The 14,367-nt window shown below is 70.8% G+C and carries 12 protein-coding genes; 5 read left to right on the top strand and 7 right to left on the bottom strand.

All coding sequences use genetic code 11. The features are described from left to right. Window positions 1-43: 43 nt before the first annotated feature. Together ADK86_RS33125 and ADK86_RS33120 are read right to left on the bottom strand one after the other, a co-directional pair. A complete protein-coding gene (locus ADK86_RS33125; RefSeq protein WP_053699936.1) occupies window positions 44-691 on the bottom strand; it encodes a response regulator in 648 nt (215 codons plus the stop codon). Further along, on the bottom strand, window positions 688-1,809 hold the full coding sequence (locus ADK86_RS33120) for a sensor histidine kinase (protein ID WP_199834521.1): 1,122 nt from the start codon (window positions 1,807-1,809) through the stop codon (window positions 688-690). The genes ADK86_RS33125 and ADK86_RS33120 overlap by 4 nt, the downstream gene beginning before the upstream one ends. 280 nt (window positions 1,810-2,089) lie before the next feature. Between ADK86_RS33120 and ADK86_RS33115 the strand changes: the two genes are divergently transcribed. Continuing rightward, window positions 2,090-2,707, top strand: a complete 618-nt coding sequence (locus ADK86_RS33115; RefSeq protein ID WP_053699934.1) for a hypothetical protein — start codon at window positions 2,090-2,092, stop codon at window positions 2,705-2,707. Between the two features lie 137 nt (window positions 2,708-2,844). Here the strand turns inward: ADK86_RS33115 and ADK86_RS33110 are convergent, their stop codons facing one another. Together ADK86_RS33110 and ADK86_RS33105 are read right to left on the bottom strand one after the other, a co-directional pair. Continuing rightward, window positions 2,845-4,728, bottom strand: coding sequence for a hypothetical protein (locus ADK86_RS33110; RefSeq protein ID WP_053699933.1), 1,884 nt, complete (start codon window positions 4,726-4,728; stop codon window positions 2,845-2,847). A 282-nt stretch (window positions 4,729-5,010) separates the two neighbouring features. Beyond that, on the bottom strand, window positions 5,011-5,667 hold the full coding sequence (locus tag ADK86_RS33105; protein WP_053699932.1) for a maleylpyruvate isomerase family mycothiol-dependent enzyme: 657 nt from the start codon (window positions 5,665-5,667) through the stop codon (window positions 5,011-5,013). A 71-nt stretch (window positions 5,668-5,738) separates the two neighbouring features. On the opposite strand from ADK86_RS33105, the gene ADK86_RS33100 reads away from it, so the two are divergent. After that, on the top strand, window positions 5,739-6,656 hold the full coding sequence (locus tag ADK86_RS33100) for a LysR family transcriptional regulator (RefSeq protein ID WP_053699931.1): 918 nt from the start codon (window positions 5,739-5,741) through the stop codon (window positions 6,654-6,656). Between the two features lie 44 nt (window positions 6,657-6,700). Here ADK86_RS33100 and ADK86_RS33095 read toward each other — a convergent pair whose 3' ends face one another. Both ADK86_RS33095 and ADK86_RS41685 read right to left on the bottom strand, forming a co-directional pair. Then, window positions 6,701-8,110 carry a lamin tail domain-containing protein gene (locus tag ADK86_RS33095; RefSeq protein ID WP_053699930.1) on the bottom strand — a complete coding sequence of 470 codons (1,410 nt, stop codon included), beginning with the start codon at window positions 8,108-8,110 and terminating at the stop codon, window positions 6,701-6,703. Window positions 8,111-8,452: 342 nt separating this feature from the next. Then, window positions 8,453-8,734 (bottom strand): hypothetical protein, encoded by a 282-nt coding sequence (locus tag ADK86_RS41685; RefSeq protein ID WP_078952422.1) that lies wholly within the window; start codon window positions 8,732-8,734, stop codon window positions 8,453-8,455. A gap of 898 nt (window positions 8,735-9,632) precedes the next feature. On the opposite strand from ADK86_RS41685, the gene purB reads away from it, so the two are divergent. From purB to proP, 3 genes are all read left to right on the top strand, one after another. Further along, window positions 9,633-11,066, top strand: a complete 1,434-nt coding sequence (gene purB / locus ADK86_RS33090) for an adenylosuccinate lyase (protein WP_053699929.1) — start codon at window positions 9,633-9,635, stop codon at window positions 11,064-11,066. Between the two features lie 12 nt (window positions 11,067-11,078). Continuing rightward, complete coding sequence (gene mug / locus ADK86_RS33085; protein ID WP_030659679.1) at window positions 11,079-11,654, top strand: G/U mismatch-specific DNA glycosylase; 576 nt, start codon at window positions 11,079-11,081, stop codon at window positions 11,652-11,654. 321 nt (window positions 11,655-11,975) lie between these two features. Continuing rightward, window positions 11,976-13,508, top strand: coding sequence for a glycine betaine/L-proline transporter ProP (proP, locus tag ADK86_RS33080; protein WP_199834522.1), 1,533 nt, complete (start codon window positions 11,976-11,978; stop codon window positions 13,506-13,508). Between the two features lie 269 nt (window positions 13,509-13,777). Here proP and ADK86_RS33075 read toward each other — a convergent pair whose 3' ends face one another. Beyond that, on the bottom strand, window positions 13,778-14,230 hold the full coding sequence (locus tag ADK86_RS33075) for a hypothetical protein (protein ID WP_053699927.1): 453 nt from the start codon (window positions 14,228-14,230) through the stop codon (window positions 13,778-13,780). Window positions 14,231-14,367: the final 137 nt, after the last annotated feature.

The following is a 14,367-nucleotide window of genomic DNA, read 5'->3' as shown; positions in this document are numbered from 1 at the left end:
GTACGGCGGCCCGAGCCCCGGCCGCTCATCGCCGGCATTCCGTTCACAGCAGGCCCAGTTCCCGGGCGCGCAGCGCGGCCTGAGTGCGGTCGCGCAGGGCCAGGCGGCCAAGGATGCGGGAGACGTGGTTCTTCACGGTGCCCTCGCTGAGGTAGAGCTGCGCGGCGATCTCCCGGTTGGTCCTGCCTTGCGCCACGAGTCGCAGAATGTCGATCTCACGCGGGCTGAGGGCGGCGACGGCCGCCCGGGGGCACGGGGCGGGCAGGGAGGCGGCCAGGTGACGGGTCACGGAGGCGTCGAGCTGGGTGACGCCCGCGTGCGCGAGCCGGACCGCGTGGGCGAGTTCATCGGCCGGCAGGTCCTTGAGCAGATAGCCGAAGGCGCCCGCGCGCAGCGCCTGGACGACGTACTCCTCGTCGTCGAACGTCGTCAGCATCACCGCCCGGCACTCCGGCGCCTCGCCGCGCAGGACGGCGACCGCCTCGACACCGTCCATCCCCGGCATCCGGACATCCATCAGCACGACATCGGGTTGCAGTTCGAGCACCTTCGCGACGGCTTCGCGACCGTCCTCCGCCGTGCCGACGACCGTGATGCCCGGCCGGATGGACAGCAGCGACGCGATGCCGTCCCGGATGAGTCGCTGGTCGTCCACCACGAGTACGCGGACCGACGCCGTCTCCTCGCTCACGTCGCGCCTTCCCCGCCGTGACCTCGCGGCACCGTCACCGTCAGCCGGGTCCCCGTGCCCGAGCCGCTGTCGATGTGCACGCTCCCGCCCGCCAGGTGCACCCGCTCCCGCATCCCGATCAGCCCGTACCCGGTGGCGGTCCCACCCGGGGCGAAGCCGCGGCCGTCGTCGGCGACGACCAGGCGTGCCGTGTGTTCCGTCAGGTGAACCGCCACCGTTACCCGCGAGGCCCGCGCGTGGCGGCGCGCGTTGGTCACACCTTCCTGTGCGGCCCGGTAGAGCGCGGCCAACTGCGCCGGTCCATAGCCGTCCTCACAGCCGTCCATCTGCACGGTGACCCGGGGTCCGGCCTCGTCGTCGCAGGCCAGGCCCGCGATTGCCGTGAGCGACGCGTGCGTCTCCTCGCCCCGTAGCGCCCGTACGGACTGTCGTACGTCGCCCAGCGCGCGCTTGACCGACAGCCGCGCCTCATCGACCGCGCGCTGGGCGGAGCCGGGCTCCAGGGCCCGGAACTCGGAGGCGATTTCCAACTGCACGGACACGGCGGTCAGATGGTGCCCGAGGCTGTCGTGGATGTCCCGCGCGAGACGGTTGCGTTCGGCCGCGGCGGACAGCTCCGCGACCTGCTCGGCGTACCGCTCCAGGGCACGCCGAGCCCGCTGTTCACCGATGGCGACGGCCGCCATGGAGAGCGCGAGGATCAGGCCGACGCAGAGCATGAGCAGGTCGGACACGCGCTCCACGTCGCGGTACCAGCCGGGCGCGGCCACCGCGTATCCCGCCAGGAGCCCGGCCACGCACAGCGCCGCCAGCACGAGCGCGGTACAGCGTCCGAAGACGAAGTAGGCGGTGAAGGGCAGGAGGACGAAGAGGACCTGGGCCAGCCCCGACACGTCGAGGGCGACCACCACCGGGATCAGGCATCCCCGCCCGAGCATCGGCAGGCGCGCCCGAAGGGAGATGCCACGCCGCTCCACGGCCTCCAGGGCGATCAGCGCCACGAGCCCCGCGGCGAATCCCGCCGTGCGCGGCAGCGGTGGACCGGGGCCGGAAGCGAGGCCGGCCAGCGCGTAGTAGAGGCCACCGACCAGCACCGCGGCGTACAGCAGAGGCGACACCCATGGCACGGGAACGTAGGCCGTCATGTGCTCACCCCCCTTTTGGTGCCGTCAAGGCTAGGCGGGCAGCCGTCAGGGGGCGAGGGCGCGCGGCGCCCGCAGGCGGGTGTGGCCGGGCGGCACGTGCCGACCAGCCGTACGGCAGCGGCGGGTCGGTGACGTCCGGCGGTGGGTCTCGCCGTTCAGCACCTGCCGCAGCCGGTCGGCGGCACCTTAACGTTCTCGGCCCCGGCCCGCGGGTTCCGGGCCGGGACCGTCCTTCGACGCATTGGAGCGCCCCATGCCCACCACCCTGTCCGACCGGGCCGCCCGCACCGGAGCGCTGTGCGGAGCGCTGTCCGGCCTGCTCATCGCCCTGCCCGCACTCGTCGAATTCTTCACCGGGGAGACCGCGGCGACCAGCTTCTTCCTCGCCCTGTCCCCCGCGTTCGCGCTGCCGTTGCTGACCGCGCTGCACCGGCGCCAGAGCGCGGTCACGGGCCACTTCGGGGAGACGGCCTACGTCGTCAACCTCATCGGCCTCGGTCTGTTCGGCGGCGCCGCGTTCGCCTCGAACCTCGTGCTCTTCTCCTTCGACGATACGGCCGTCGAGAAGGCCCTGACGGGCCCCACCGTCCCCGCACTCATCGGATCCGCGGCCGTCTTCGCCGCGGGCTCCGCCCTGTTCGGTGCGGCACTGCTCCGCGCCCGGGTGTTCCCACGGCTCTCGTCATGGGCGTACGCGACCGTGCTTCCGCTCTTCGCATTCCTGACCGCGCTGCCCGACTCCGCACTCACCGGCGCCCTGCACATCGTGGTCGGCGCCACCTTGGCCTGTCTCGCACGCGCCCTGTGGCGGTCCGCCGGGACGGTGATTCCCCGGGCGGGCACCCTCGCGGGTCACGTGGGCCCCAAGTGATTCCGGCGGGCCCGGCCGGGTGGTACCGGACGTCGGGGGAGGTCAGCGTCGTGTTCGCCTGCGTGGCGGCCGTCCTGGCGACCGCATTCTCCGTCAGCGGATTCTCCGCGCGGGGGGGGCGGCCGGGTGGGAACCGGTCATTCGCGGTCGATCTCCACGGTCGCGGTCCCGCCCGGCGGTATCCGTACGTTCACGCAGGTGTGGACGCTGCCGTGGAGCGTCCTCCACTGGAACTCGTGCGGCCGTCCGTCGGCCCTGACGGTGCGGTGGCCGCCCGGGAAACGGGCCTGCCACGTGTACGCCTTCGAGGTGGCGTTCGTGAGCGTGGACCGGTGGGTGCCGTCGTGCCGCAGGCCGAAGAAGCCGTCGCCGACGGGGATGTCGTCGGCCCGCACCCAGTCGATGCCGCGGGGCAGGTGGGAGCGGGTGGTCACCCTGGCACGGGGCGCGTCCGGGCGGAATCCCATCAGTCCCTCGACAGTTTGTGAGACGAGGGTGAATGCGACCTCCGGATAGTCGCCGTTGAGGCCCTGCGCGGCGACGGGGTGGCGGTCGTTGCGGTGGTCGTAGACGTAACGCATCCACTTCCACGCCTGCTGGTCACGGTCGTTGGCGAAGAAGGTGTCCGGCAGATATGTGATCGCCTCAAGGTTCACCGGTTTGCCCGCTCCCCCGGCCATTTCATCGATGTAGTCGAGGTAGGCGTCATTGCGCGGCCCCGGCAGCAGCAGACGTTTCATGGGCATGAACCAGCTGTTCTCCTTGCCCCATCCGGACAGCGGGGCGCCGGAGAGGTCATAGGCGCGTGTCATCGCGGCGCCCTGGTTCGCGACCCAGCCGTGGTGGAAGTATCTGCGCAGTTCCGCGGCCCGGTCGGCATACCGGGCCGCTTGGTCGTCCTCGCCCCGGGCCGCCGCGAGGGCCGAGGCGGCCAGGTAGGCCCGGTACTGGGAGGCGAACGCGTCGCCGGCCTCGACCAGTTGCTCGCCGCTGCCCTCGTTGTAGCTGGCCGCCCCCTGGAAGATGCCCTGCCCCGTGCCCTCGGCGACACCGTTGGGTTTGAGCCGGTCGTGCTCTTCGACGAATTCCATGGTGGTGTGACGGCAGAAATCCCACATGGTGCCGTCGGTATAGAAGGGGTCGCCGCTCCACCGGTACGCCTGTTCCGTCTTCTCCACCAGTTCGAAGGGTGCGGGCACTTCGCGCACGAAGAAGTCGGGGCTGTGGTAGTCGATGCTCAGATACGTCCGGGCGTCGAAGTTGTACGCCCATACCGGGTAATACACATGGGCGGCGACTGCCGAAACGGCGAAAGAGCCCAGCATGGTCTTGTTCTCTTCGGTCAGCCCCAGGATCTGGGCTCCGACGACCTGATGGGCGGTATCGCGCGCGTAGTAACCGCTCCGGTGCGCGTACCCGGCCCAGTACGAGGGGGCATAGGCCGCGGTGCCGGTCCCGCTGGGCTGTCTTTCGTCCACATTCAGGGGCCCGACGGTGCCGGGCAGGTGAACCCAGCTGTTGGCCTTGCGTTTGGCCCACTCGAACATCTCCGCCACCAGGGGATCGGAGGATGTGACCCGCGGGTCGGCCGGGGCCGCGGGGGACAGCATGACGTCGTCCACATTGACCCAGGCGCCACCGGACGCGAACACGATCTCCATCCGGTCCCCTTTTCTCAGGGCGACCCGCGAGACGGTGTGGCGGGAATAGAACGAGCGGTCCGCGACGGCGACCTCACCGGCCGGCGCGCCATTGACCCGTACCAAGAACGCACCACGCGGCCCGCCCGCGGCTATCCACGCGGACACGTCGTACGTGCCCTTCCCGGTCGCGGTCACTACCTGCCGCACCTGCCGTTCCCGCCCGGAATCCAGATACGCGTTGCAGCGTCCGGTGTGCGGATTGCCGGTGGCGACGCCGGTGCCGTCGTCCCAGATCCACCCCTGCTCGCCCTGCTCGAACCCGGGATTGGCCACCGCCAGGAACGACGGGCCGACGTAGCAACCGTTCGGTGATGACACGAGCGAACCGTCCTCTCCTTCGATGGGCGCGACCCGGCCACGCGCCGGGCACCGTATACGGCAGGCCCCGCGGGTCCGACCCACGCGCACAACCCGCCGCGGCACCACGGCGGAAGCCGCGCCCACAAGCGAGGGGCCCTCAGCCGCCGCTCCGTGCCCGGAAAGGCGGGCCACCACACCAGAGTCGAGGCAGCACCGGATACGCACAAGACTCCGCGGCCACGAACGCCACCGGTGGACAGCGGGGACGCGGATGGGCGGAGCCGGCAGCACGGTTTGTGCTCACCCGGCCGGCAGGGTGAAGCGGCTGCTCGGCTCTCCTCGTAGCCGACTGCCTGGAATCCTGCGGCCGTATGCCAGCAACAGGAGGTCCTGGGCGGAGCCGTACAGCGGCGAGCCCGAGCCGTACGACCAGTCGAGGTCCTCGGCACACAGCCGCACCCCGTCGAGGTCGGCGCCGAAGAATTTCAGGCTGCTGGGCCGGATCGCGTCGAGCAGGACGCGCAGCCGGTCCTCGGGGACGCGCCGGTCGAGGCCGAGCGCGACGGTGATGTCCAGCCCGTGCACCACGTCATGGCCGAGCGCCGCCGCGAGCCCGCCGACCGGTGGGGTCCAGGGATGATCGGCGTTGTCCCGGAGGAAGGCGGCGAGTGCGGCGGGGGAATGGGCGGCCGCGTCCTTGCGCGCGACCCGGTCGGTCATCCGGTGGAGGTTCCCGCGCGCCTTGGCCAACTCGCCGAGCATCGCGGGCAAGCGGAGCCGGAACCCCATCGACATGTGTGCCGCCACCTCACGCACCCGCCATCCCGCACAGAGGCTCTGCCCCTCCCATTGGTCGGCCCGCAGAGTGTCCAACAGGTCGGCAAGTTCCCGGCGTTCCGCCGAAATCGCGGCTCTGACCTCGGCCTTCTTCACTTTGCGCGGTGTCGCGTTCTCCATGGGATCAAGCCTGCCGCCGATCGGGCCATATCTCCAATAGATGGTTCTGCTGGCACCTAGAATCGCTGGTTATGGAACTGCGTCAGCTGCGCTACTTCGTCTCCGTGGTCGAGGAGGGCGGTTTCACCCGCGCCGCGGCCCGGCTGCACCTCGCGCAGCCCGGCTTGAGCGCCCAGATCCGCCAATTGGAGAAGGAGCTGGGACAGTCGCTGCTCGACCGCTCCGGCCGCTCGGTGACACCGACCGAGGTGGGCCGGGCCGTCCTGCCGCATGCCCGCGCCGCACTGGCCGCGGCGGAGGCGGTGCGGCAGACGGTGGACGCGTACACGGGACTGCTGCGCGGCCGGGTCACGCTCGGGCTGGTCTCCGGTGCCACCGGCCACGTCTTCGACATCGCCGCTTTGCTCGCGGAATTCCACGACGCCCACCCTGCGGTCGAATTGACCCTCACCGAGGACACCACGGAGCGGATGCAGGAAGCACTCCTGGCCGGTGAGCTGGACATCGCCGTCCTCGGGACAGCTGAGGAAGTGCCGCCATCTGGAATGGCCTTCCAGACCGTGATCGACGTCCCGCTGGTTGCCACTGTCGCGCCCGGCGTTCCGCTTCCCGGCCGCGAGCAGGGCACGAGCATCCCGCTTGCCGATCTCCGCGACAGACCGCTGATCTGCCTGCCGCACGGTACCGGGGTACGCGCGGCACTCGAACGCGGCTGCTCGCAGGCGGGATTCCGGCCTCGCGTCACCTTCGAGGCGGCCGCCCCGCACGTGCTCGTACGACTCGCCGCGCGGGGCCTGGGCATCGCCGTACTGCCTGCTGGAGAGGACGAATCGCCTCTCGACGGGCAACTTTGCACCATGCGGATCGTCCGGCCCGAAATGCGGGCACGCATCGCGCTCGCCTGGCAGGCCACCGGCCCCTCCAGCCCCGCGGCCCGGGCACTCCTCGACCGCCTGCGCGAAGTTCTCCCGAAGCCGCCCGGGACATAGTCCGCACTGCTGCGTGCGGCGCGCCCGGCGGGTCGGGGCACGGGTCAGCAGGTGACGGTGCCCTTGCGCAGTGCGTGGCCGTCGTCGTTGGCGTCGTCGGCCCAGTAGACGGGCTTGGACCCGGCGATGCACTCGTCGGCGCCTGCCAGGGCGAAGCCCTCGTTGTTGTAGTTGGGCATGCCGGCGGGGCGGTTGTAGACGGCGGTGGTGGTGAAGGCGCCGGCCTTGTCGACCTGCAAGGTGCGGTGCCGGCCGTCGCAGGTGTCGTCGCAGACGGCCCACAGACGGGCGGCCCGGGGGTCCCACTGGAGTTCCATGACGCCACGCATGCCGCTGTTGACCGACGCGACGCGGGTGAAGGCGCCGGAGTCCTGCAAGACGTATCCGTAGATCATGCCGGTGCCTTCGACTCCGGCGAAGAACACGCCGCCGCTGTGGGCGCCGTAGCGGGCCGGGTCGTAGGCGGCGCCGGTGGAGGCGTCCTTGAAGGCGGCCTGGGTCAGGTAGGTGTCGGGGATCCAGGTGATGCCCTCGAAGCCGAGGTTGGAGCCGACCGGCGGCAGGTCGGAGGTGAGGTTCCACTCCTTGACGGCCGTGAGCGTGGAGCCGGTGCCGGAGACGTCGTACTTCAGGACGGACAGGCGGCTGGTGCCGGAGGCGTCACCGTTGCGTTCACTGACGACGAAGACGCCGTCCGCGGAACCGTTGCCGGTCACGGTGACGCCTTCGCTGTCGGGGTGCCCGGAGCCGCCGGGAAAGCGCAGGGCCTTGCCGGATCTCCAACCACTGTTGGTGTCGGGGGCCCAGCCACCGGAGCCGTTACGGACCAGGCGCCACAGCTTGCCGCTGTTCTGGGCCGCCCACATGATGTTGCCGTCCTGGTAGAGGCCGCTGAGATCCTGCCCGAAGACGTTGGAAGGGTCAGCGTTCGTCACGGAGTTGCTGCCGGGCCATGACACGGGTGTGGTTCCGCCGCCACCGCAATCGTTCGCGGCACCCAAGGTCACCTCGGCCGCCTTGAAGGCACCCGTGCCGTCGGGGCAGCGTGACCAGGAAGGGCCGGAATGCTTGCTCCAGGAATAACTGTCGACCAGAGTCTTGCCGTCCGGCAGGTACAGACGAGCCTTGTCGTCCGACCCCAGCCCGAACGCGTCGTGGACGTCGAAGGCACGAAAAGCACCCGCGGCCAGCGTGGTCCCGGAGGCGATCTTGTACTTCGAGCCGTCCTTGCCGTCCTTGAGGATCCAGCCGGAGATGTCGACCGTCGCGGTGCCCTTGTTGTACAGCTCGACCGAGTCCTCGACGTCCCCGGTGGTCACCACTTCGTTGATACGGATGTCACCGGCCGGGGCCGCGTCGGCAGGTGAGGCGACGAGCGCACCGGCCAGTGCCGTCCCGGCGGCGAGGAGGAGAGCGAGAGCACGAGGCCGGCGGCGCGTACGTAATGCGGTCACGGTATACGTCCAGGGGTCGCGGAGGATGGGGCGGCACGACGCTCCCGACGCGATCCGAACGAAGTGCCTCCTGATGCGCAGACGGCACGTGAACGAAGGCAGAACGGTTCGCGGAAAGGCGGACAGATGACCGATGCTGCGGGCTGCGAGTGGGGTGCGTCGGCCGACCGGTGAACCGCCCCTGGGCCCCTGCGGGTTCGCCGCACCCTGTCCTCGCCGATCCGAACCGGGCCGTGGGCCACGGGGTCCGGCTCGCCGCTGTCCTCCGTGCGATCGGGCAGAGCGCCGCTCAGCAGCCGCCACACGCCCGACGTGCGCGGAATTACGAAGTCACGTTGGGTGTCAGGAGTCGCTGGTGCCGTCGTGGAGGAAGCGTCGGGTGAGCGGGCCTTCGAGGTCGGCCAGTGATGTTGTCCGGGGCCAGGGGGGCTGTTCCTGGCCGCCACTCCAGGTCAGATGAACCACTGCCCAACGGAAGGAACGGTCGGTGACGCGGAACAGGACGTCGTCGCAGGCTTCGCAACGTGCCGCCGCGCGGACCCGGGCACCGTACAGCGGGTGGCCCGGCGGCAGTTCCCGGTGAAGTTCCCGTTCCAGGCCGTGCAGAGCGCCGTCATCAGGCACCCACCATGGGGCGGGGAGTCGGCCGGGATCGTCTGGCGTAGGCGGTATAGGCAGCACCGTTTCAGTGTGGCCCGCGCTTCTTCCCGTTCCGGGCGAGACCCCACAGGAGCGGAGGCCCACGACATGGCAGGGAGGCGTGGGCATCCGGCCGCGGCCTCCTCGCCGTCTCGGTTCGCGCTCAGGACCGGTGAGTGTCTGCGAGGCCCGGCGGCAGTCGGGGACACCGGCTCGCGGATCTTCGCGAAACGGCAGCTGGAGGCGCCGGGCCTTGGTGCAACGATTGCCGCCGGATGAGTTGCTGCGTCATCTTGCCGGATCCAGCGTCCGGACGGAGAGGTGGCTCAAAACGAGAAGGATAGGAACCAGGAGGGTTCGGGGCGCCGACGCGCCGGCCCCCGACCGAGCATTCCCTCGGACAGTGGCGAGCGCCCAGACCATCGTCATGATGCCCGGGTCGTCGAAAGCCAGGCCGATGTCGGCCCCCGGACGCCGCCTCCAAGGGCAGGTCCCGCCGGATGAGCCCCGGCCGCAGGGCGAGGATGTCGGCGACCGGGCGGAAGCCGCGGCGCGCTCCGGTGATGATCATTCTGCGAGCTCTCCGCCACCGAAGAGCGCAGGCGCGCCATACCGCCCGTCTCTCCGGTAAAGGAGTCCGCGCTGAGCGGCCGGCCGATCCGACGGCTCCGGCCCTGGATGAAGGAGTGCCTCAAAGCGGAGGGCCACTGCGCCACCATCATCAAGCCCCGCACCGCACACAAGATCACCAGGGCCCGCCAGGCCGCGGGCCCCTCCGGCCGACCTCGCCCCCACCCCCTCCAGTTGATCAAGGAAGAAGCCAGTTCCCCAGGTCACAGGGCTGGACGTCGAGGCTGTCAGGTGACCAGTAGACTCTCGTCACGTGACTGCCAAGCCCCGCATTCCGAATGTCCTGGCCGGCCGCTACGCCTCCGCGGAGCTCGCCGTCCTGTGGTCCCCCGAGTACAAGGTCAAGCTGGAGCGCAAGCTGTGGCTCGCGGTGCTCCGTGCGCAGAAGGACCTCGGGGTGGAGGTGCCGGAGCAGGCCCTCGCCGACTACGAGCGGGTGCTGGAGGACGTCGACCTGGCGTCGATCGCCGAGCGGGAGAAGGTCACCCGGCACGATGTGAAGGCGCGGATCGAGGAGTTCAACGCGCTCGCCGGGCACGAGCAGGTCCACAAGGGCATGACCTCGCGCGACCTGACCGAGAACGTCGAGCAGCTGCAGGTCCGGCTGTCGCTGGAGCTGATGCGGGACCGTACCGTCGCCGTGCTGGCGCGGCTGGGCCGGCTCGCCGGTGAGCACGCCGAGCTGGTGATGGCGGGGCGCTCGCACAACGTCGCGGCCCAGGCGACCACGCTGGGCAAGCGCTTCGCGACCGCCGCCGACGAGCTGCTGGCCGCGTACGAGCGGCTGACGGACCTGCTGTCCCGCTATCCGCTGCGCGGCATCAAGGGCCCGGTCGGCACCGCGCAGGACATGCTGGACCTGCTGGGCGGCGACGCCGCGAAGCTGGCGGAGCTGGAGCAGCGGATCGCCGGGCACCTCGGCTTCGGCCGGGCGTTCACCTCGGTCGGCCAGGTCTATCCGCGCTCGCTGGACTACGACGTGGTCACCACCCTGGTGCAGCTGGCCGCGGCGCCGTCCTCGCTCGCCAAGACGATCCGGCTGATGGCCGGCCACGAGCTGGTCACCGAGGGATTCAAGCCCGGCCAGGTGGGCTCGTCCGCGATGCCGCACAAGATGAACACCCGCTCCTGCGAGCGCGTCAACGGCCTGATGGTCATCCTGCGCGGCTACGCCTCGATGGCCGGCGAGCTGTCCGGCGACCAGTGGAACGAGGGCGACGTGTCCTGCTCGGTGGTGCGCCGGGTCGCGCTGCCGGACGCCTTCTTCGCCCTGGACGGCCTGCTGGAGACGTTCCTGACCGTGCTGGACGAGTTCGGCGCCTTCCCCGCCGTCGTCGCGCGGGAGCTGGACCGCTATCTGCCCTTCCTCGCCACGACCAAGGTGCTCATGGGCGCCGTACGGGCCGGGGTGGGCCGCGAGGTGGCGCACGAGGCGATCAAGGAGAACGCGGTCGCCGCGGCGCTCGCCATGCGCGAGCAGGGCGTCGAGCGCAACGAGCTGCTGGACAAGCTGGCGGCGGACGAGCGCATTCCGCTCGACCGTGCGCAGTTGGACGCGCTGATGGCCGACAAGCTGTCCTTCACCGGCGCCGCCGCCGACCAGGTGGCCACCGTCGTGTCCCGTATCGAGGAGATCGCCAAGCAGCACCCCGAGGCCGCGGCCTACGCGCCGGGCTCCATTCTGTGAGGCCCCGCTGAGATGGGATTCACTCCCGAGGAACTGCAGGCCGCGCGCGGCCGCCTCGTCCCCGACGTGGCGGCGCCCGGCCTGCGGGTGCTTTTCTGCGGCATCAATCCCGGACTGATGTCGGCCGCCGCCGGCCACCACTTCGCCCGGCCCGGCAACCGCTTCTGGCCCACCCTGCACGCGGCCGGGTTCACGCCGCGCGTGCTCAGGCCCGCCGAGCAGGAGGAGCTGCTGGCGTACGGCCTCGGCATCACCAACGTCGTGGAGCGGGCCAGCGCCCGGGCCGACGAGCTGACCGCGGAGGAGTTCCGCGAGGGCGGACGGCACCTCGTCGAGAAGGTGACGCGCCTGCGGCCGCGGTGGCTCGCCGTGGCCGGGGTGACGGCCTATCGGGTGGCTTTCGACGACAAGCGGGCGCAGGTCGGCCCGCAGGAGCGGACGATCGGCGACACCCGGATCTGGGTGCTGCCCAACCCCAGCGGCCTCAACGCGCACTACCCGCCGGCCGCGCTGGCGGAGGCGTACGCACGGCTGCGAGCTGCAGCTTTCGACGAGGAAGCCGAGGAAGGTGACGTCCGGGACGTGTGAGTCCCGCGTTACGGGTAAGGCGTGCGTTGTGTGTAGGGCGCACGGGGTGGTGGGGCTGTGCGCAGCGTTTGAGCCATTCGGTGGTGTTGTGCCGTATGGGTACGGCCAGTGAGCCGATAAGACGTCAAACGTTGCGTTCGCCCCATTCGTGTCGTTCCTATGCTGGTTATGCCGATTTCGACCTTTGCGTTGATACTCGGAGTTACCGATGTGCCGCTCAGCCCCTAGCGACAGGACGAGATGACTACCGGTCAGCCTCAGCCGCCGCGTGTCCGGCGGAACAAGCGGTCGGACGGAGGAAGAAGCTCCGAAACCGACCGGCTGCTGCGCACCCTGCTGCGCCGCCGCAAACGCCAGCTCAGTGTCGAGGAAGTCACCGTCACCGACCGACCGCAGGTGCGCCGCGCGGTCACGGCGGCCGCGCTCGGCAACATGATGGAGTGGTTCGACTTCGGGGTCTACGCCTATCTGGCGGCCACGATGGGCAAGGTCTTCTTCCCGTCCAGCTCCCCCGGCGCCCAGCTCGTCTCCACCTTCGCCACCTTCGCCGCCGCCTTCCTCGTGCGGCCGCTCGGCGGTCTGGTCTTCGGGCCGCTGGGCGACCGCATCGGACGGCAGCGGGTGCTCGCCGCCACGATGATCATGATGGCGATCAGCACCTTCGCGGTCGGCTTCCTGCCCGGCTACGACTCCATCGGCTTCGCCGCCCCGCTGCTGCTGCTCGTCTGCCGGCTGGTGCAGGGCTTCTCCACCGGCGGCGAATACGCCGGCGCGACGACCTATATCGCCGAATACGCGCCGGACAAGCGCCGCGGCTTCCTCGGCAGCTGGCTCGACTTCGGCACCTTCGTCGGCTACTCCCTCGGCTCGGGCCTGGTCACCGTGCTCACCGCCGTACTGGGCACGGACGGCCTGGAGGACTGGGGCTGGCGCATCCCCTTCATGGTGGCCGGGCCGCTCGGCCTGATCGGCCTCTATATGCGGATGAAGCTGGAGGAGACCCCGGCCTTCAAGCAGGAGGCGGAGGCGGCGCGGCAGCAGGCCGAGGCCGCCGGTCCCGACGACACGCCCGTCGAGGAAGCCCGGCAGTCGGGCAAGGGCCGCCTGAAGGAGATCTTCACGGGGCACTGGGAAGCCGTGCTGATCTGCATGGGGCTGGTGCTGCTGTACAACGTCACCAACTACATGGTGACCTCCTACCTGCCCACCTTCATGACCGAGACGCTGGGCGAGGACGCCACGACCGCGCAGCTGCTGGTGCTGGGCACCATGATGGTCGTCGCGCTGACGATCACGACCGTGGGCCGTACGTCCGACAAATGGGGCCGGCGCCCGGTGTTCATCGCCTCCAGCGTCGCGCTGGTGGCGCTCTCCTATCCGGCGTTCCTGCTGATCCGGCAGGGCGGGATCCTCTTCCCGGCGTTCGGGTGCCTCATCCTGGGCCTGCTGCTGGTCTGCTTCGCGGGCACCTCCGCCTCGACGCTGCCGGCGCTCTTCCCCACCCATCTGCGCTACGGGGCGCTGTCGATCGCGTTCAACATCTCCGTGTCGCTCTTCGGCGGCACCACGCCGCTGGCCGCCTCGGCGCTGGTGGAGGCCACCGGCAGCCATATGATCCCGGCGTACTACCTGATGGTGGCCGGTGTCATCGGCTTCATCGCGGCCTTCTTCCTGCACGAGACGGCGGGCAAGCCGCTGCGCGGTTCCGGGCCGATGGTCGAGACCCCGGAGCAGGCCCGCGAGCTGGTGGCCCAGAGCCGTACCGAGGCCGGGCGCCAGGCCCGCGACATCTGGATCCGGCTGCGCCACCCGTGGGCACACCACCGCGACAAGCAGAACGACGGGGAGAAGTAGACCCGGCAGGAACGACGGGACGGCCGCGCCCGTACGGTACGCGCGCGGCGCCCGCGCCCGACGGCCCCCGCACGGGTGGCGGCGGCGGTGCGGCCGGCCCACGGCGGGCGGCCGGCACCGGCGCCGCCACCCGTTCCGCGCGCAGACCCCATTCCTCGTACGGAGCCCGTTTCCCGTACGGAGCCCGTTTCCCGTACCGGGCCTGTTCCGCACGCAGACCCCGACCCCCGCACCGAGCCCGTTCCGCGCACAGACCCCATCCTCGGTGCTCAGCGCACCGCATCCGCCCGGCCCACCGCCGCCAGCAGCCGGAAGGCCGGCATCTCGGGCTCGCCCTCCCCCAGCCCGACCGCGATCCACCGGCCGTCGGCGCGCCAGGCGTGCACCCGCGGCACCTGGCCGCACAGCACGTCGAGCGGCGGCCGGACGGGCATGCCCATCGCGACCCGCTCCAGCTGGTCCGCCAGGTCCAGCACCTCGGGCTCGCCCCAGCGTAAGCAGAGAGCCGATATGAGTCCCTCCAGCTCGGCGCGGTACTCCTGCGCCGTCTCCTCGACGTCGGCGGGGTCGGCGTCCCACAGCTGCTCGTCGGCGCGCAGCTGGGCGACGTGGAATCCGGGGCCGCTCTCGACCATGGCGGAGGCGACCGGCTCGGCCGGGAACGCGCGGCCGCGGAGGAGGTCGATGGCGGTGAGGTGCTGTGCTGTGGTCGCGTTCGTCATGCCGTCAGTAAACCGCCGGGGTCTGACAATTGGCCCCGCGTCAGGCGCCGCCGGGCGCTCCCGTGGCGGACGATCAGCGGGCACGGGCCCGGCCCGCGGCCCCCGCGCCGCCTCCCGGCCCTCCCCCGCCCGCCGCC

This window comes from Streptomyces sp. NRRL F-5755, assembly GCF_001279365.1.
Lineage (GTDB): Bacteria > Actinomycetota > Actinomycetes > Streptomycetales > Streptomycetaceae > Streptomyces > Streptomyces rimosus.
Note: the sequence above shows the minus strand (reverse complement) of the source record. Positions and strands in the feature narration are given on the sequence as shown.